This is a genomic window from Coraliomargarita sinensis (assembly GCF_003185655.1).
Classification (GTDB): Bacteria; Verrucomicrobiota; Verrucomicrobiia; order Opitutales; family Coraliomargaritaceae; genus Coraliomargarita_B; species Coraliomargarita_B sinensis.
The window spans coordinates 12,322-25,311 of the sequence record NZ_QHJQ01000007.1 but is presented as its reverse complement, the minus strand read 5'-3'; the positions used below and the strand labels follow the sequence as shown (position 1 = coordinate 25,311).

The following is a 12,990-nucleotide window of genomic DNA, read 5'->3' as shown; positions in this document are numbered from 1 at the left end:
CTTCGTTGGGGTAAAAAATCGGAATTCCAAATCGCTATCGGGATCGAAATAGAATAGATTCCGTCGATACCGATACCGAGCACTTAAAACTTAACACTTAAAACTGAAATGAAGCCTTCCGGCTTCTGCTTCTGCCTTGAATCGACGCCGAAAAAAGGTAGCACTATCCATCGATGAAGGAGTTGGTTGATTTTTTTGAGGAGCAGGATGATGTGGCGATTGCCTTCCTCTTTGGGAGCCGCGCCCGGGGTTCGACTGATTCTGGTGACTGGGACTTGGCGCTCTTTTTCGGCCCTCAGGTGTCTTCGCGTTTGGAGCGTTTGGCGCGGTTGGAGCGACTTCGGTCTTCGCTGGCGGGTCGGGTCGGCTGCTCTGGGGAGTTGATTGACTTGGCGGACTTGGAGCGAGCGCCGATTGGCTTGTGCATCACGGTTGCTGAAGAGGGGACCATCCTCAAGGGGCATGGGAGTCTGGAATTATTTCGATTTTATCAACGCGCGTGGAGCGCACAGGAGGAATTTCACTTTCGCAAAGCCCATGGATTATGAGCTCTACCATGAGGCCACTTTGGCCATGTTGCGTCGTCAGGAACGTGCGCTCAGCGACGCGAAAGCACGAATGCAGTCGGAAGCTGGCTTAAGCGAATTGGAGTGGAACGGACTCGAACATGCGCTTCAGCTTCTGGTGGAAAATGCGATCGGTAAGGCCAAGCATCTTTTACGTCTGGCTGGATACTCGCCCGCACCGGTCAATGCGTACGACGCTTTCGTTGCTTTACAGGAAGCGGGCATGTGCAGTGAGTCGGATGTCGACGTTTGGGCCAAGGCGATTGGCATGCGGAACGCCATTGTGCATGAATATTTAAAAGTGGATCGTGCATTGATCCGGGAGGTGTTGGACTGCGGTGCTTATCGGCATGTGACTGATTTTTTGGAGCGGCCTTTTGAGCATTTCTTGAAGTGAACGATCGGAAACAGGGTTAAGTTTCAAGGGTTAAGTTCCTAGTTCCTAGTTCTTAGTTCTTCGTTGGGGGGTATTGACAATCGGCATTGAAGCCAGAAGCCAGAGGACAGAGGCCGGAAGACAGATGCCGGAAGCCCATCGGACTCGTCTTCACGCGAAAATCGATACTGAAAACTGAACACCTGAAACTTAAAACTGAAAACTAGAATCCGCCAGAGGGCAGGGGGCATCCAGAGCCGGGGAGGTTGTTTTTCCATTGATCAAAATCGATTAGTTTTCTCCGATACCGATACCGATACCGATACCGATACCGATACCGATACCGATACCGAGGACCTAAAACTTAAAACTTAACACTTAAAACTCGATCTTAGCGTGGCTTTGACAAAGCAGCGACGGTAAGCAAGATACAAGCATGGCCATTGAGGAAGCAGCTATCGAGAATGAGGTCCGTCGTGTTTTCCTCGACCGGGCGGAGGCGCTTCGGGGGCATCGCATCCTTATGTTTGGGTCACGTGTTTCGGGAACTGCGGGACCGCTTTCTGACTTTGATATCGGGGTCGACGGGGCTGAACCGTTGGACTTGGGCCTCTTCTATGAGATTGAGGAGGCGTTGGAACAGTTGCCGACCTTGCACCGCCTGGACTGGGTGGATTTGAACCGGGCTTCCCGCAAGGTTGCCGAGAGTGCCCGCCGGGAAGGCCGTGTCTTATATGAAGCCTGAACAAATACTACCTGATTTTAAGAATGCGCTGGAGCGTTATCGCGAAGCGATGGCTTTGGATCCGGTCGATGATGTGCATCGTGCTGGATGTATCCAGTATTTTGAATTCACGTTCGACCTCGCGTGGAAATCGGTCCAGGCGGTGGCCGCATTTTACGGAGTAGAGCCGGTGAAATCACCGCGGGCGGCCTTCAAGACGGCATATAGCCAAGGATGGATCGATGAACAAGCGCCTTGGTTGAGTATGCTGGAAGCGCGCAATCGAATGGCCCATGTCTACAACGCGGAAGAGGCGCTGATGATCTATGAGAATCTCCCGCAATTCATCCGCCCTTTCGAGCAACTTCACCAAAAGCTCCTCAGCTTAATACAAGACGATTGACGGAAGCTGGAAGTCAGAAGTCAGAAGTCGGAGGTCAGAGGCCGGAAGACAGAGGCCAGAAATGAATGGAGCGCGGCCCCTTCTGTCTGCGTTAGACCCCTTGGTAAAAGAGTCGCACGTAGCCTCGCTGGTGACAGCGGGGTCGATACTTAAACCAGCTTCCGGCTTCTTGTCCGCTCCGCGGAACCACTCATCACCACTTATAGTGAAGAGGTTTTTTCATAAGCGTGCCATTAGCGGTAATAAGCGGTCCCGCGGAGAGCGTTGAAAAAAGGTTGAGTGATGTGGGTTAAATTCCTGATTATCGATAAGTAATTTCATCCGATACCGATACCGAGAGCTTAAAACTTAACACTTAAAACCTAAAACTTAATCCTTCGTATGCACTACCAAGCGATCCGCCCCAAGCTCCGTTCCGGCGACCTTTTGCTTTGTTCCGGACGCAGTACGTTTTCGCGTTTGATTCAGGTTTCGACTGGCAGCGAGTGGAGTCATATCGGGCTGGTGCTGCGGCTGGAGCGCCTCGACCGGGTGATGCTTCTGGAGAGTGTGGAGTCGATGGGCGTGCGGGCGATCCCGCTGAGCCGCTACTACGAGAATTACGAACAGACGGGGGCGGCCTATCCGGGCAAGCTGGCCATTTACCGGCATCAGGACTTTCCGGGCGAAGCCGATGCCGGTACGGCCCTGACAAAACTCGGTCGCTTTGCCGTCGACCGGCTGGGTTGGCCCTACGACGGCAAACAGATCGCCGAATTGGCCGCGCGTCTGGCCCTGCATTACGTGGAAGGCGGAGCGCGGGGCGGTGAGCCCCGGGCCGGGGGCATGGAGCATGGAGACAATGTCCTGCCCGACGGCAGCCTGGAGAACCAGGCCTACATTTGTTCGGAGTATGTCGCCGCCTGCTACCGCACCCTCGGACTGGAGATCGCCTGCAACGCCTGCCCCTACGTCACGCCCGGGGATTTTGTTGCCGACCGGAAGGTCGGTTTGGTGTGAGGTTCCGCCTTCGCTGAGGCTCCGGCGGACAAGTGAGTGGTTGAGTGGTAGAAGCGACACTCTTGTCGCTTTTATCGAAACGCGCCGATTCAGTCCTGACCAAGAGTCATCGAATGGGCTTTGGGCCGATCTCTAGTCCTCGGGTATTGGCCTGGAAAGCGACAAGAGTGTCGCTTCTACGGTCGATGATTAAAATCGACCCACCAAATCCACCACCCACAACTCAACGACTTAACCACGTACTAATCCGCCCCACCCACAACTCAACGACTTAACCACGTACAAATCCGCCCCACCCACAACTCAACCACTTAACCACGTACAAATCCAGCCCCACCCAACAAACCGATTGACTGTCCCGAGTTGTCCAACATTCTGTACATCATGAATGCCATGACTTATTCCAGTGCGAGGGAGAATTTAGCGAAGACTATCACCGACGTTTGCCGGAACCACGACCCGGTCATTATTACCAAGAAGGGGGTCGAGTCAGTCGTTATGATGTCGTTGGAGGATTATGAGTCCATGAAAGAGACGACCTATCTGCTCCGTAGCCCGAAAAATGCCCGCCGTCTCCTCGAATCGATCCAACAACTGGAGGAAGGGAAAGGACGGGAAAAGGATTTGTTGGAATGAAGAAAATCTTTTCGGACTGGGCGTGGGAAGATTACCTCTACTGGCAGAAAAACGATAAACGCACGCTGAAAAAAGTGAACGAGCTGATCAAGGACATCGACCGGAATCATCATGAGGGTTTGGGCAAGCCAGAGCCTTTAAGGCACTCCCTTTCCGGCTATTGGTCGAGGAGGATCAATCAGGAGCACCGGTTGGTCTACCGAATCAGCGAGGATGCGATCTACATTGCTCAAGTAAGATACCACTACTAATAAGTGAACCGGAATAAGCTCATTTGAGGACAGAGGACAGAGGACCGTTCCGAGCGACTTGTCCGGCGAAGGCGGAAAATCCGAAACACCGAAACACCGAAAGCAGCCCTACCCACCACTCAACGACTCAACCACAAACAAAACACCCACCACTCAACGACTCAACCACAAACAAAACACCCACCACTCAACCACTGACCAATTAAGCCCCATGCCCATCACCATCATCATCCCCGTGAAAAACGAAGCCGGCAATCTGCCGGAGTGCTTGTCGCGGCTGGAGGACTTCGAGCATGTGGTGGTGGTCGATTCGGGCAGTACGGACGAGACGGTGGCGATTGCGGAAAAGGCGGGGGCCGAGGTGTTGCATTTTCAATGGGATGGCCGATTTCCCAAGAAGCGGAACTGGGTGCTGCGCAATTATGACTTCAAGACGGACTGGGTCCTCTTTCTCGATGCGGATGAATTTGTTACTCCGCGCTTTGTCGAAGAGTTGCGGGCCGCTCTGGCGGATGGGAGCAAGGTGGGTTACTGGCTGAACTACGAGCGCTGGTTTCTCGGCAAGCAGTTGCGCTACGGAGACGAATTTCAAAAGCTGGCCCTCTTCCGGGTGGATGCGGGGGAGTACGAGCGTATCGAAGAGCTCAACTGGAGTGCTCTCGATATGGAGATCCACGAGCATCCGGTGGTGGATGGCGAGGTCGGTGAAATCAAGGCGCCGATCGAGCACAATGAATACCGCGGCCTGCGGCACTACATCGCCAAGCACAATGAATATTCGTCCTGGGAGGCGAACCGATACCTGCGGCTATCGGGGTATGAAGGTGGGAAGGTGGAAAGTGGGAAGTTTAAACCGACTTCGTTAGGCGACGCCGAGTCAAGAGGTAGAAGGTTTGGCGGCTCTGAGTGGGAAAAGTTGACTGAGCGCCAAAAGAAAAAATACCGACACCTGACCAAGTGGTGGGCGGCGCCGGTTTATTTCCTGCGGGGCTATTTCTGGAAGCGCGGTTTTCTCGATGGCGCCGCCGGCTTTCATTTCGCCTTCCTCAAAGCGGTCTATTTCTACCAGATCCGTCTGAAGATTAAGGAGAGGTTGGGGGGTGGTTCCGGCTTCTCTGCGATACGCCGGGACAAGTGAGTGGTTGAGTGGTGTTTTGGTGGGTGGTTGAGTGGTTGAGTGGTTGCCTGTGGTTCTTGGCTCTGGGAAGGAGGTCGTGACAAATGAGTGTTGGTTGAGTGGTCTGTGGTTACGCCGGGCAAGACGGCGTGACAGGTCGGTTGGCTCTTCCGTACCATAATCATAATCGTAATCTTACTCTTACTCCAAATCGGTACCGGATAGACCTCTCCGATCGCAGACGTACCGTAGAAGCGACACTCTTGTCGCTTTTTTGTATCCCGAATACGCGAATTAACCCGCCAATGGGAGACCATACGATGCCCCCGGCCCCCTTCCCCACAACCGGAACTGGATGCGCGGTTCGGAAAAAGCGACAGGAGTGTCGCTTCCACGTGGAATACGACGTCGGTCATAGGTCATGCCGGCGGATATAGGCCCGGATTCGTTCGAGTGCCATCGGGTTTCGAACGATATGATCGTAGTATTCTTTTTGCCAGAGAGGGCCGGATCGCTCAAGGTGGCGGTTGATGCGTCGTGCGGTGACGCCTTTCCAGCTCTTCATGATTTCGGGTAAGCGATGACCTTTTCGAGGGGCAACCAGCGCGTGCACGTGGTTGGCCGAAATGGTCCACGCATCGAGACGGTAGTAATGCGGATCCTGGAATGTCAGACAATCGGCAACAATATCCCGGCAGGCGGTCTTTTTTAGGCAGCAATCACCATGACCTGCGTCGAGCCAGCGTTCCACTTTGCGGGCGAATTCGCTCAGGTACGTTTCGTGTTGCTGTTCGTTCCATGGCTTGGGGTTGGCGCGCAACCAGTTTTCATAATGGATACGCCAATCACGTAACTTTTCCCGGGGAATCGAGTCGTTGAGCCGGAATGTAACAAAGTAGAGGACGCGTTTTTGTTGCCAGTGTGGAAGGTTGGCACGCGTCATGGCCACTTCGGCATAAGGATTGAAAAACTCGAAATCCTCTCCAGGAACTAACATTGTTCTCGTTTTACAAACGTAAAATAAAAATGGCAATAAAAGAGCGTGGAAGCGACACTCCTGTCGCTTTTTTTATATTCCGAAACGCGAATCAAACCGAAACTGGGAAATCGTATGCCGCACTCGTCCCCCTTTCCGGCAAATCGGAGCTGGATGGGCGATTTTGGAAAAAGCGACAGGAGTGTCGCTTCCACGGGCTGACTTGTCATTGATGTCGGTAGAATTATTTCATCTCATTTTCTTATGTCCCTGAGTCACGTAATCCGCTTTGTGTTTCTGCTCTCGATTTTCATCGCGGGCAGCGCGCTGGCGCGCACGGTTTCATGGAAGCCGGAGCGGACGCTTGGTTCGGCTCAGCTTGCGCTGGACGAGCTTCGTGGGATCTATCTGCCTGACGAACCATCGGAGCGTTTGCAGGCGGCCGCGGACGATCTGCTCGCGCACTGGCCGGGTTCCTTGGAGCGAGCAACCGGCGAGCCGACGAAGCGCGCGCTTGTCCTGGTGCGGGATACGGGATGTAGCCGCGTGAGGCGAAGCCTTTTACGCGGAGGGATGCAGGATACAGGCGGCTTTACACTTCGACGGGACCGGACGCGGGTATACCTGACGGCGGCGACGGACGAGGGGCTGGCGAACGGACTGTACGCCATCTGCCGCGAGTTGCTCGGATTGCGCTGGTACTGGGCGGGCGAGCTGGGCTTTGAGACGGTGGGCGAACCAGCGGATACATTTCCGGATCGGGTCTGGAGGGAAGAGCCCGCCTTCGTGCAGCGCGCACTCCATCCGGTGAACAGTGATTTCGGGCGGCGCAACGGCTTGAACCGGGTCTATTCCTTTAACCACAACCTGGCCCGGATCTTTGACGCAGACGTCTACGAGGCCCACCCGGAGGTGTTTGCGGAAATCGGAGGTGAGCGTCGTCCGCCGCGTGGCAGTGCCGGAACCGATCCCCAGCCCGACTTTACGCACCCACTCGCGGTCGAGCTGGCCGCGGAGGCGGCACGGGCGCATTTTGCAGCGAACCCAGAGGCGAACAGTTTTTCCCTCTCCATTAATGACAATTCGCTCTTCGACGAAGGGGAGCGAACCGCGAGAGCGGTGGTCAAAGGCGGAGACTTTGAGTGGGAAGGTAAGAAGGTTGAAGGTGGGAATGTGAGAAAGTGCGAAGGTGGCCTCGCTGGTGACAGCGGGGTCGAGGCAGCACGGCTCGAGGCAGCACAGCTCGAGAGCCGGACCAAATCCTCGCAAGAAAGCCCCGCTGTGACCAGCGAGGCCACGAAGGATCTTGGCGAGGTCGAGTATTTCCGCGGCCGGCCGAACTACACCGATCTGGTCTTCGGCTTCATGAATCAGGTCGCGACACGGGTCTTCGACCCGCGTAATGACCAATTGCGGATTGCTGATTCAAGAATTCCAGAAGTTTCACCGACCACTGACCACTGCGCACCGTCAACCGCTGCCAAAGCGCCGTTTTTGACCGCGCTGGCCTACTACTGGACCGAGCAATCGCCTTCCTTTAAAATCCACCCCCAGGTCATGCCGGTGCTGACCTCCGACCGGGCGCAGTGGCATGATCCGGCTTATCGCGCTCAGGACAAAGCCTTGATTGATCGCTGGGCCAATTCCGGGGCCGGGCGGATCGCGACCTGGGATTATTATTTCGGAGCCCCTTATCCCTATCCGCGTCAGTTTACCCAATGGATCGGGGAGAGTATCGCTTATCTGCACGGTGCCGGCGTGGATGTGTTCTATTCCCAGTTGCCTTCGGTCTGGGGGCTGGACGGGCCCAAGGCCTGGCTCACGGCGGAGCTGCTGCGTGATCCGAGGCAGGACGTGGGCGCGCTGCTGGATGAATATTACCGCGAGTTCTTCGGCGCCGCGGCCGAGCCAATCCGGGAGTTTTACCGGATTGCGGAGCAGACGCGCAACGAACGGGCCGGGACCGCCAACTGGATCAAGTTCTACAAGGATGAAGCCGGAATCGAGTTGTTTGATAAGGCAAAACTTCAGCGGATGCGGGAATGCTTGGATCGGGCGGAGGCGCTGCTTGCAAAAGACTCGGGACCGTATTTTGGGAAACTGGCATCCACAAGCGGAGCCTCTACTGGGATAGATCGTTTCAAGAAACGTGTTCAAGTCGTATCCGAAGCCTTTGCCTATACCGAGTCCTACGCCGACTATCACCGCAGTCGGTTGGCACTGGTTGACGAGGCCATGGCCCGGCTCAATCGCTCTGCAGCGCGGGAAGGGGCCTCGGCCTTACTCGATGCCCGGAGCGAATATCTCCGTGCGAAGCAATCCTTTGACGACTTGAAAGGCAGCCTGGCTGCCCGGCCTATGCATGGCGGATTTAAGCTTTTTAACCGCTTGGCGCAATCGGACCCGATGCCTTTGGTTCGGGCCGCGCTGGCCCATGCCGGTATCGTGCCCGAAGACAGCGATGAGGAACAGAGGTCGATGCTTCAAGCCCGGCAGGCCGGCGAGGCTCGGTATATTCGTGCCGGGGTTAATCCCGGACTGAAACATGACGGGGTGGAACGGCGCAACTTTCTCGGTCCGAACCTGCCCGTGGTCGAGGGGTGGGGGATCGAATACCGCGCCAGCGAAGGACTGAACATCACTGCGGCCAGAGGACAGGAAGCTGCCGGGCTGAGAATCGAGCACGCCGATATCGTCGGGCTGACAAAGACCTATCCAGTGCTCGGCGAAAAGACCTATCTTCTGGAGATCGACGCCAGCTGGCAGGTCAGCCCGGATAACCGCACCCGGATACAGTTGAACTGGAAGTCCGCTGACGGGCAAAGCCTGCGCACCGATATTCCCCTGCGACTGCCGAATGGTGACTCCGGCGGGATTCAAAAGCTGCAGTTTGTCTTCCAGTCGCCGGTTAACGCGTATGACCTGAAATTCGCCATCGTGACCAACCGCCAATACGAGGGAGATTTCCTCGAAATCCGCCAGGTGGCGTTTGGCTTGCTCAAGTCGGACTGAACTAGCCGCCCCCGCTGTGACCAGCGAGGCTACGTAGCCTCAAAACTCAGTTTTGGGGTAGGATCGACATGAGGGGGAAGCTCGAAAGGCATCGACCCCGCTGTCACCAGCGAGGCCACGTAGCCTCAAAACTTAGTTCTGGGGTCACATCGAGACGAGGAAAAGGCCCGACCCCGTTCTCACAAACGAGGCCACGCAGTTGGTTCAAAAGGCCCGCTCGCCGCCGTGGCCCGCGAGGTAATCGATATTTTGTTGCTAGCTTCGGTAAGAATAACGATAAAAAACTTATGTGGGATAAGCGTCGATTGCCGCGACTGGCGCCGGAGTATTATCAAGGATTCGCTCATGTGCATTGGACTCATGTCAGTAAGAATCGCCATTCCATCAGTTGGGATGCGAGCTTGTACGGGCATTTTCGCGAAGTGCTTTTACATGCCTCCGCACGCTACGCTATGGGATGTGCCCGGTATGTCTGTATGCCGGATCATATTCATCTCATCTGGGTGGGGGCGTCTTCGGGAAGTGATCAACTGAAAGCGACGCGTTTTTTGAGGCGCCACTTGGATGTTTCCTGGCAGAAGCAAGCGCATGACCACGTGCTCCGGGAATCAGAGCGATCCCGGGGGGCTTTTGTCGATACATGTCAATATCTGCGCGAAAATCCGGTTCGTGCGGGACTTGTGGCGAGGGTTGAAGAATGGCCTTACGCAGGCAACATGGTGCCGGGCTTTCCGGATCTGGATCCTTGGGATAGTGACCAATTCTGGAAATGCTTCTTGGCTTATCGGACGTCTCAGGCCGATTGAGCCGGGCATTGAATGTAGCAAAGGCCTCGTAGCCTCAAAACTCGGTTTTTTGGGTAGGATCGAGACGAGGAAAAGGTTCGCAATGTCCGACCCCACTCTCACGAACGAGGCCACAAAGGCCATGTAGCCTCAAAACTCGGTTTTGGGGTTGGATCGAGACGAGGGGAAAGCTCGAAAGGCATCGCCCCCGCTGTGACCAGCGAGGCCACCGACCTAGGCGTCGATGACGACGTCGGCGTCGCCTTTCGGCTGGGAGCAGCACATCAGCTCGTTCCCTTCTTCCGGCTCGCCGGTGTGGCCGTTGGGGTATTCGACTTCCCCGGAAACCACTTTTTGCTGGCAGGCTGTGCAGTTGCCCATGCGGCAACCGTAGTCCAGGTCGAGGTCGTTGGCTTCGGCCAGTTCGAGAATGCTTTCTTCGTCACCCGTCCATTCGGCGGTGACGTCGGATTTTTGGAAGATAACTTTAGGCATGATTGACGGGATAACCGGCTTTGCGCTGATTGCAACTCGCGATGTGGGATACGGGATACGGGATGCGGGATGCGGGATGCGGGATGCGGGATTGGAAATTCTGGTTGACCGCCTGAATTAGGTCTTAAGCTCAATCCGAGATCCGAGATCCGAGATCCGAGATCCGAGATCCGAGATCCGAGATCCCCCCGAAAACATGCCCAAAATCCGCCAGATCGACTACGCCACGCCGCGCATTCTTGTGTCTTACAATGGACGACGCCATGTCCGTCTGACCGGGGAGGATTCGCGCTATAAATTTTCCGGTGTGTTGGTGGATGGAAAAGAAGACGAATTCGCTAAAATCGGTGATGAGCGCAAGGACTGGCAGAAGAGCGCCTTCCCGCTGCCCTGGACCGATTCCCCCGAGATGGTGGTGCCGGAGGGGCATAGGGCATAGGGCATGGAGCACAGAGCGGAGAACACCGAGTGGAGAGTAGGGAGGTAGGATTATTTTATGGGACAGTTTAGGTTTGAAGATCTAAAAATATGGCAGCGGGCTTGTGACGTTGGCGACGAGCTCTGCAACGTCGCGGATGAGCTGGAGAAGAAACGGCTGTATCGTTTTGCGGAACAAATGCGCGGCGCCGCGGTTAGCATTTCTAACAACATCGCCGAAGGCTCTGGTAGCACATCAAAAGCTGAGTTTAAGAACTTTCTAAATTACGCCCGCCGCTCGGTTTTTGAATGCGCAAGTATGACCGCATTTTTTGCTCGGAAAGGCTATATCGACGATGACGTGCGAAATAATCGACTTCGTGAACTTGACGAAGTGTCTAAAATGATAACGAAATTCAGTCGTTCTCTGTAGCACCATAGTACGGGCTCTTCGCTCTTCGCTCCATGCCCTAAGCCAAACCACACCCCAAATTCCCCGCTTGACAGTCTTCCCGGAAAAGCCTTTTTTCTGCGCTTTTCTCTAAATCCGGGGTCTCGCCGGGCATTTTTTATTTTCAACTCTTTCCGATATGGCACTCAAAATCCGTCTCCAACGTCATGGTGCAAGCCACCGTCCTTTCTACCGCATGGTTGTCACTGAGGCAGCTGCCCGCCGCGATGGCCGTTTTGTCGAAATTCTCGGCACCTACGAGCCGCAGGCCAAGCGTTCTGAAGAAGAACTGAAGCTGAAGCTCGACCGTGTGGATTACTGGAAGTCTGTAGGTGCCAAGCCGACCGACACCGCAGCGAGCCTGATCCGCAAGGCGCGCCGCGAAGCACCGGCCGAGAAAGCCGAAGCCTAGGTTTCCCGGTTGGCACAGGCCAAAAGATCAAGCCTGTTGTCAGTACGTTCAAACGGAGGCGGGACATTCCTGTCCCGTGGGTCAGGGAATTTTTAATATCTTGATTCCAAGTTCGAGCGGAGAGGTGATCCCCACAGACCACTCAACCACTCAACGACCTCCGAGCCGGAAAGGCGCAGGAGAAAGGCCCCCATGCAGCTCGAATTCGACATTTTAACCCTCTTCCCGGAAATGGTGGAGGGTTTTTTTACGTCCAGCATGATCGCCCGTGGGCGCAAGAACGGGCTGATCGACGTGCGCGCCCACCAGCTCCGCGACTGGGCCAAGGACAAGCACCAGCGGACTGATGAGATGCCCTACGGGGGCGGTGCGGGCATGGTGATGATGCCGGAGCCGATTTTTGCGGCAGTGGAGGAACTCCGCCGCCCGAAGACGAAGGTCCTCTACATGGCCCCGGATGGGGAGCCGCTCACCAGTCCACTGGCCCGCGAATTGGTGCACGAGGAGCACCTGCTCATCCTCAGCGGGCACTACGAGGGCGTGGACCAGCGGGTGCGCGACGAGCTGGTGGACCGCGAGATCAGCATCGGCGATTATGTCCTGACCAACGGCACCCTGGCCGCCGCGGTGCTGATCGATTCGGTCAGCCGATTCATCCCCGGATTTTTAGGTGATGAAAAATCCTTGACGGAAGAATCTTTCATGAGCAGCTTGCTCGGCTTTCCTCAATACACGCGTCCTGCCGACTTTCGCGGAATGCGCGTGCCCGAGGTCTTATTATCAGGCAATCACGCCGCTATTGAGAAATGGCGCCGCGACCAACAACTCGACAAAACCAGGCGTTTACGCCCCGACCTTTTAGACCAAAAAGACCAAGACAGTTAAAATTTAACGGAAACTCCAGCTATGAGCCAAGCCATCCTAGACGAAATCACACAAGATCAACTTATCGATGACCGCACAGACTTTAAAGTCGGTGACGGTGTTCGTGTTCACCTGAAGGTGAAGGAAGGGGATAAGACACGTATCCAGATTTTTTCCGGCATCGTTATTTGCCGCAAGGGTGGTGGCGTGAAAGAGACATTCACGGTCCGTCGCATCGCATCCGGCGTCGGGGTGGAAAAGGTTTTCCCCGTGCACAGCCCGACGATCGAAAAAGTCGAAATCGACCGTGAGTCGGTCACCATGCGCGCCCGCATGTACTACATGCGCGACCGTATCGGTAAGGCTGCGAACCAGGTGAAGGAAAAGCGCCTCGTCGAAGCAGGCCGCTAAGCGACGCCAACAAGTATTTCATGAAAGCCGTCCCAACCCGGGGCGGCTTTTTTGTGGGCGGGCAAGCCCTCGTAGCCTCGTTTGTGAAAACGGGG

Annotated in this window: 18 protein-coding genes; 16 read left to right on the top strand and 2 right to left on the bottom strand. The window is 55.5% G+C overall.

Annotation, left to right across the window (positions count from 1 at the left end; all coding sequences use genetic code 11):
• Positions 1-173: 173 nt before the first annotated feature.
• The 8 genes from DDZ13_RS15500 to DDZ13_RS10190 all read left to right on the top strand — a co-directional run bounded on the left by DDZ13_RS15500 (position 174) and on the right by DDZ13_RS10190 (position 5,093).
• Positions 174-548 (top strand): nucleotidyltransferase domain-containing protein, encoded by a 375-nt coding sequence (locus DDZ13_RS15500; protein WP_158279883.1) that lies wholly within the window; start codon positions 174-176, stop codon positions 546-548.
• A complete protein-coding gene (gene hepT / locus DDZ13_RS10220) occupies positions 538-963 on the top strand; it encodes a type VII toxin-antitoxin system HepT family RNase toxin (RefSeq protein WP_158279882.1) in 426 nt (141 codons plus the stop codon). The genes DDZ13_RS15500 and hepT overlap by 11 nt, the downstream gene beginning before the upstream one ends.
• Positions 964-1,378: 415 nt before the next feature.
• Positions 1,379-1,687: a nucleotidyltransferase domain-containing protein gene (locus DDZ13_RS10215; protein WP_110131359.1), complete on the top strand. Its 309-nt coding sequence runs from the start codon at positions 1,379-1,381 to the stop codon at positions 1,685-1,687.
• Positions 1,677-2,069 (top strand): HI0074 family nucleotidyltransferase substrate-binding subunit, encoded by a 393-nt coding sequence (locus DDZ13_RS10210; protein WP_110131358.1) that lies wholly within the window; start codon positions 1,677-1,679, stop codon positions 2,067-2,069. The genes DDZ13_RS10215 and DDZ13_RS10210 overlap by 11 nt, the downstream gene beginning before the upstream one ends.
• Before the next feature lie 381 nt (positions 2,070-2,450).
• On the top strand, positions 2,451-3,068 hold the full coding sequence (locus tag DDZ13_RS10205; protein WP_110131357.1) for a YiiX/YebB-like N1pC/P60 family cysteine hydrolase: 618 nt from the start codon (positions 2,451-2,453) through the stop codon (positions 3,066-3,068).
• A gap of 384 nt (positions 3,069-3,452) precedes the next feature.
• Positions 3,453-3,704, top strand: coding sequence for a type II toxin-antitoxin system Phd/YefM family antitoxin (locus tag DDZ13_RS10200; protein WP_110131356.1), 252 nt, complete (start codon positions 3,453-3,455; stop codon positions 3,702-3,704).
• Positions 3,701-3,955: a Txe/YoeB family addiction module toxin gene (locus DDZ13_RS10195; protein WP_110131355.1), complete on the top strand. Its 255-nt coding sequence runs from the start codon at positions 3,701-3,703 to the stop codon at positions 3,953-3,955. The genes DDZ13_RS10200 and DDZ13_RS10195 overlap by 4 nt, the downstream gene beginning before the upstream one ends.
• Positions 3,956-4,166: 211 nt before the next feature.
• Positions 4,167-5,093, top strand: a complete 927-nt coding sequence (locus DDZ13_RS10190) for a glycosyltransferase family 2 protein (RefSeq protein WP_110131354.1) — start codon at positions 4,167-4,169, stop codon at positions 5,091-5,093.
• A gap of 391 nt (positions 5,094-5,484) precedes the next feature.
• Here DDZ13_RS10190 and DDZ13_RS10185 read toward each other — a convergent pair whose 3' ends face one another.
• The gene (locus tag DDZ13_RS10185) at positions 5,485-6,069 is read right to left on the bottom strand and encodes a transposase (RefSeq protein WP_110131353.1); all 585 of its coding nucleotides are present in this window, start codon (positions 6,067-6,069) and stop codon (positions 5,485-5,487) included.
• 243 nt (positions 6,070-6,312) lie between these two features.
• Here DDZ13_RS10185 and DDZ13_RS10180 point away from each other — a divergent pair, with 243 nt between their 5' ends.
• Both DDZ13_RS10180 and DDZ13_RS15750 read left to right on the top strand, forming a co-directional pair.
• Positions 6,313-9,060, top strand: a complete 2,748-nt coding sequence (locus DDZ13_RS10180) for a DUF4838 domain-containing protein (RefSeq protein WP_110131352.1) — start codon at positions 6,313-6,315, stop codon at positions 9,058-9,060.
• 347 nt (positions 9,061-9,407) lie between these two features.
• Positions 9,408-9,866: a hypothetical protein gene (locus tag DDZ13_RS15750; protein WP_233246138.1), complete on the top strand. Its 459-nt coding sequence runs from the start codon at positions 9,408-9,410 to the stop codon at positions 9,864-9,866.
• A 213-nt stretch (positions 9,867-10,079) separates the two neighbouring features.
• Here DDZ13_RS15750 and DDZ13_RS10170 read toward each other — a convergent pair whose 3' ends face one another.
• On the bottom strand, positions 10,080-10,340 hold the full coding sequence (locus tag DDZ13_RS10170) for a 2Fe-2S iron-sulfur cluster-binding protein (protein WP_110131350.1): 261 nt from the start codon (positions 10,338-10,340) through the stop codon (positions 10,080-10,082).
• On the opposite strand from DDZ13_RS10170, the gene DDZ13_RS15855 reads away from it, so the two are divergent.
• The 6 genes from DDZ13_RS15855 to rplS all read left to right on the top strand — a co-directional run bounded on the left by DDZ13_RS15855 (position 10,339) and on the right by rplS (position 12,895).
• Positions 10,339-10,461 (top strand): hypothetical protein, encoded by a 123-nt coding sequence (locus DDZ13_RS15855; protein WP_269845182.1) that lies wholly within the window; start codon positions 10,339-10,341, stop codon positions 10,459-10,461. The two genes, DDZ13_RS10170 and DDZ13_RS15855, sit on opposite strands and share 2 nt — an antisense overlap.
• 75 nt (positions 10,462-10,536) lie before the next feature.
• Positions 10,537-10,779 (top strand): hypothetical protein, encoded by a 243-nt coding sequence (locus tag DDZ13_RS10165; protein ID WP_110131349.1) that lies wholly within the window; start codon positions 10,537-10,539, stop codon positions 10,777-10,779.
• Positions 10,780-10,836: 57 nt separating this feature from the next.
• Positions 10,837-11,190: a four helix bundle protein gene (locus DDZ13_RS10160; protein WP_110131348.1), complete on the top strand. Its 354-nt coding sequence runs from the start codon at positions 10,837-10,839 to the stop codon at positions 11,188-11,190.
• 157 nt (positions 11,191-11,347) lie between these two features.
• Positions 11,348-11,620: a 30S ribosomal protein S16 gene (gene rpsP / locus DDZ13_RS10155; RefSeq protein ID WP_110131347.1), complete on the top strand. Its 273-nt coding sequence runs from the start codon at positions 11,348-11,350 to the stop codon at positions 11,618-11,620.
• 192 nt (positions 11,621-11,812) lie between these two features.
• A complete protein-coding gene (gene trmD, locus DDZ13_RS10150; protein WP_110131346.1) occupies positions 11,813-12,505 on the top strand; it encodes a tRNA (guanosine(37)-N1)-methyltransferase TrmD in 693 nt (230 codons plus the stop codon).
• Positions 12,506-12,526: 21 nt separating this feature from the next.
• Positions 12,527-12,895: a 50S ribosomal protein L19 gene (gene rplS / locus DDZ13_RS10145; RefSeq protein ID WP_110131345.1), complete on the top strand. Its 369-nt coding sequence runs from the start codon at positions 12,527-12,529 to the stop codon at positions 12,893-12,895.
• Positions 12,896-12,990: the final 95 nt, after the last annotated feature.

Excerpts from the sequence above, each read along its gene's own strand:
- DDZ13_RS15500 (WP_158279883.1), top strand. The coding sequence starts at position 174 with ATGAAGGAGTTGGTTGATTTTTTTGAGGAGCAGGATGATGTGGCGATT.
- hepT (WP_158279882.1), top strand. The coding sequence starts at position 538 with ATGGATTATGAGCTCTACCATGAGGCCACTTTGGCCATGTTGCGTCGT.
- DDZ13_RS10215 (WP_110131359.1), top strand. The coding sequence starts at position 1,379 with ATGGCCATTGAGGAAGCAGCTATCGAGAATGAGGTCCGTCGTGTTTTC.
- DDZ13_RS10210 (WP_110131358.1), top strand. The coding sequence starts at position 1,677 with ATGAAGCCTGAACAAATACTACCTGATTTTAAGAATGCGCTGGAGCGT.
- DDZ13_RS10205 (WP_110131357.1), top strand. The coding sequence starts at position 2,451 with ATGCACTACCAAGCGATCCGCCCCAAGCTCCGTTCCGGCGACCTTTTG.
- DDZ13_RS10200 (WP_110131356.1), top strand. The coding sequence starts at position 3,453 with ATGAATGCCATGACTTATTCCAGTGCGAGGGAGAATTTAGCGAAGACT.
- DDZ13_RS10195 (WP_110131355.1), top strand. The coding sequence starts at position 3,701 with ATGAAGAAAATCTTTTCGGACTGGGCGTGGGAAGATTACCTCTACTGG.
- DDZ13_RS10190 (WP_110131354.1), top strand. The coding sequence starts at position 4,167 with ATGCCCATCACCATCATCATCCCCGTGAAAAACGAAGCCGGCAATCTG.
- DDZ13_RS10185 (WP_110131353.1), bottom strand. The coding sequence starts at position 6,069 with ATGTTAGTTCCTGGAGAGGATTTCGAGTTTTTCAATCCTTATGCCGAA.
- DDZ13_RS10180 (WP_110131352.1), top strand. The coding sequence starts at position 6,313 with ATGTCCCTGAGTCACGTAATCCGCTTTGTGTTTCTGCTCTCGATTTTC.
- DDZ13_RS15855 (WP_269845182.1), top strand. The coding sequence starts at position 10,339 with ATGATTGACGGGATAACCGGCTTTGCGCTGATTGCAACTCGCGATGTG.
- DDZ13_RS10170 (WP_110131350.1), bottom strand. The coding sequence starts at position 10,340 with ATGCCTAAAGTTATCTTCCAAAAATCCGACGTCACCGCCGAATGGACG.
- DDZ13_RS10165 (WP_110131349.1), top strand. The coding sequence starts at position 10,537 with ATGCCCAAAATCCGCCAGATCGACTACGCCACGCCGCGCATTCTTGTG.
- DDZ13_RS10160 (WP_110131348.1), top strand. The coding sequence starts at position 10,837 with ATGGGACAGTTTAGGTTTGAAGATCTAAAAATATGGCAGCGGGCTTGT.
- rpsP (WP_110131347.1), top strand. The coding sequence starts at position 11,348 with ATGGCACTCAAAATCCGTCTCCAACGTCATGGTGCAAGCCACCGTCCT.
- trmD (WP_110131346.1), top strand. The coding sequence starts at position 11,813 with ATGCAGCTCGAATTCGACATTTTAACCCTCTTCCCGGAAATGGTGGAG.
- rplS (WP_110131345.1), top strand. The coding sequence starts at position 12,527 with ATGAGCCAAGCCATCCTAGACGAAATCACACAAGATCAACTTATCGAT.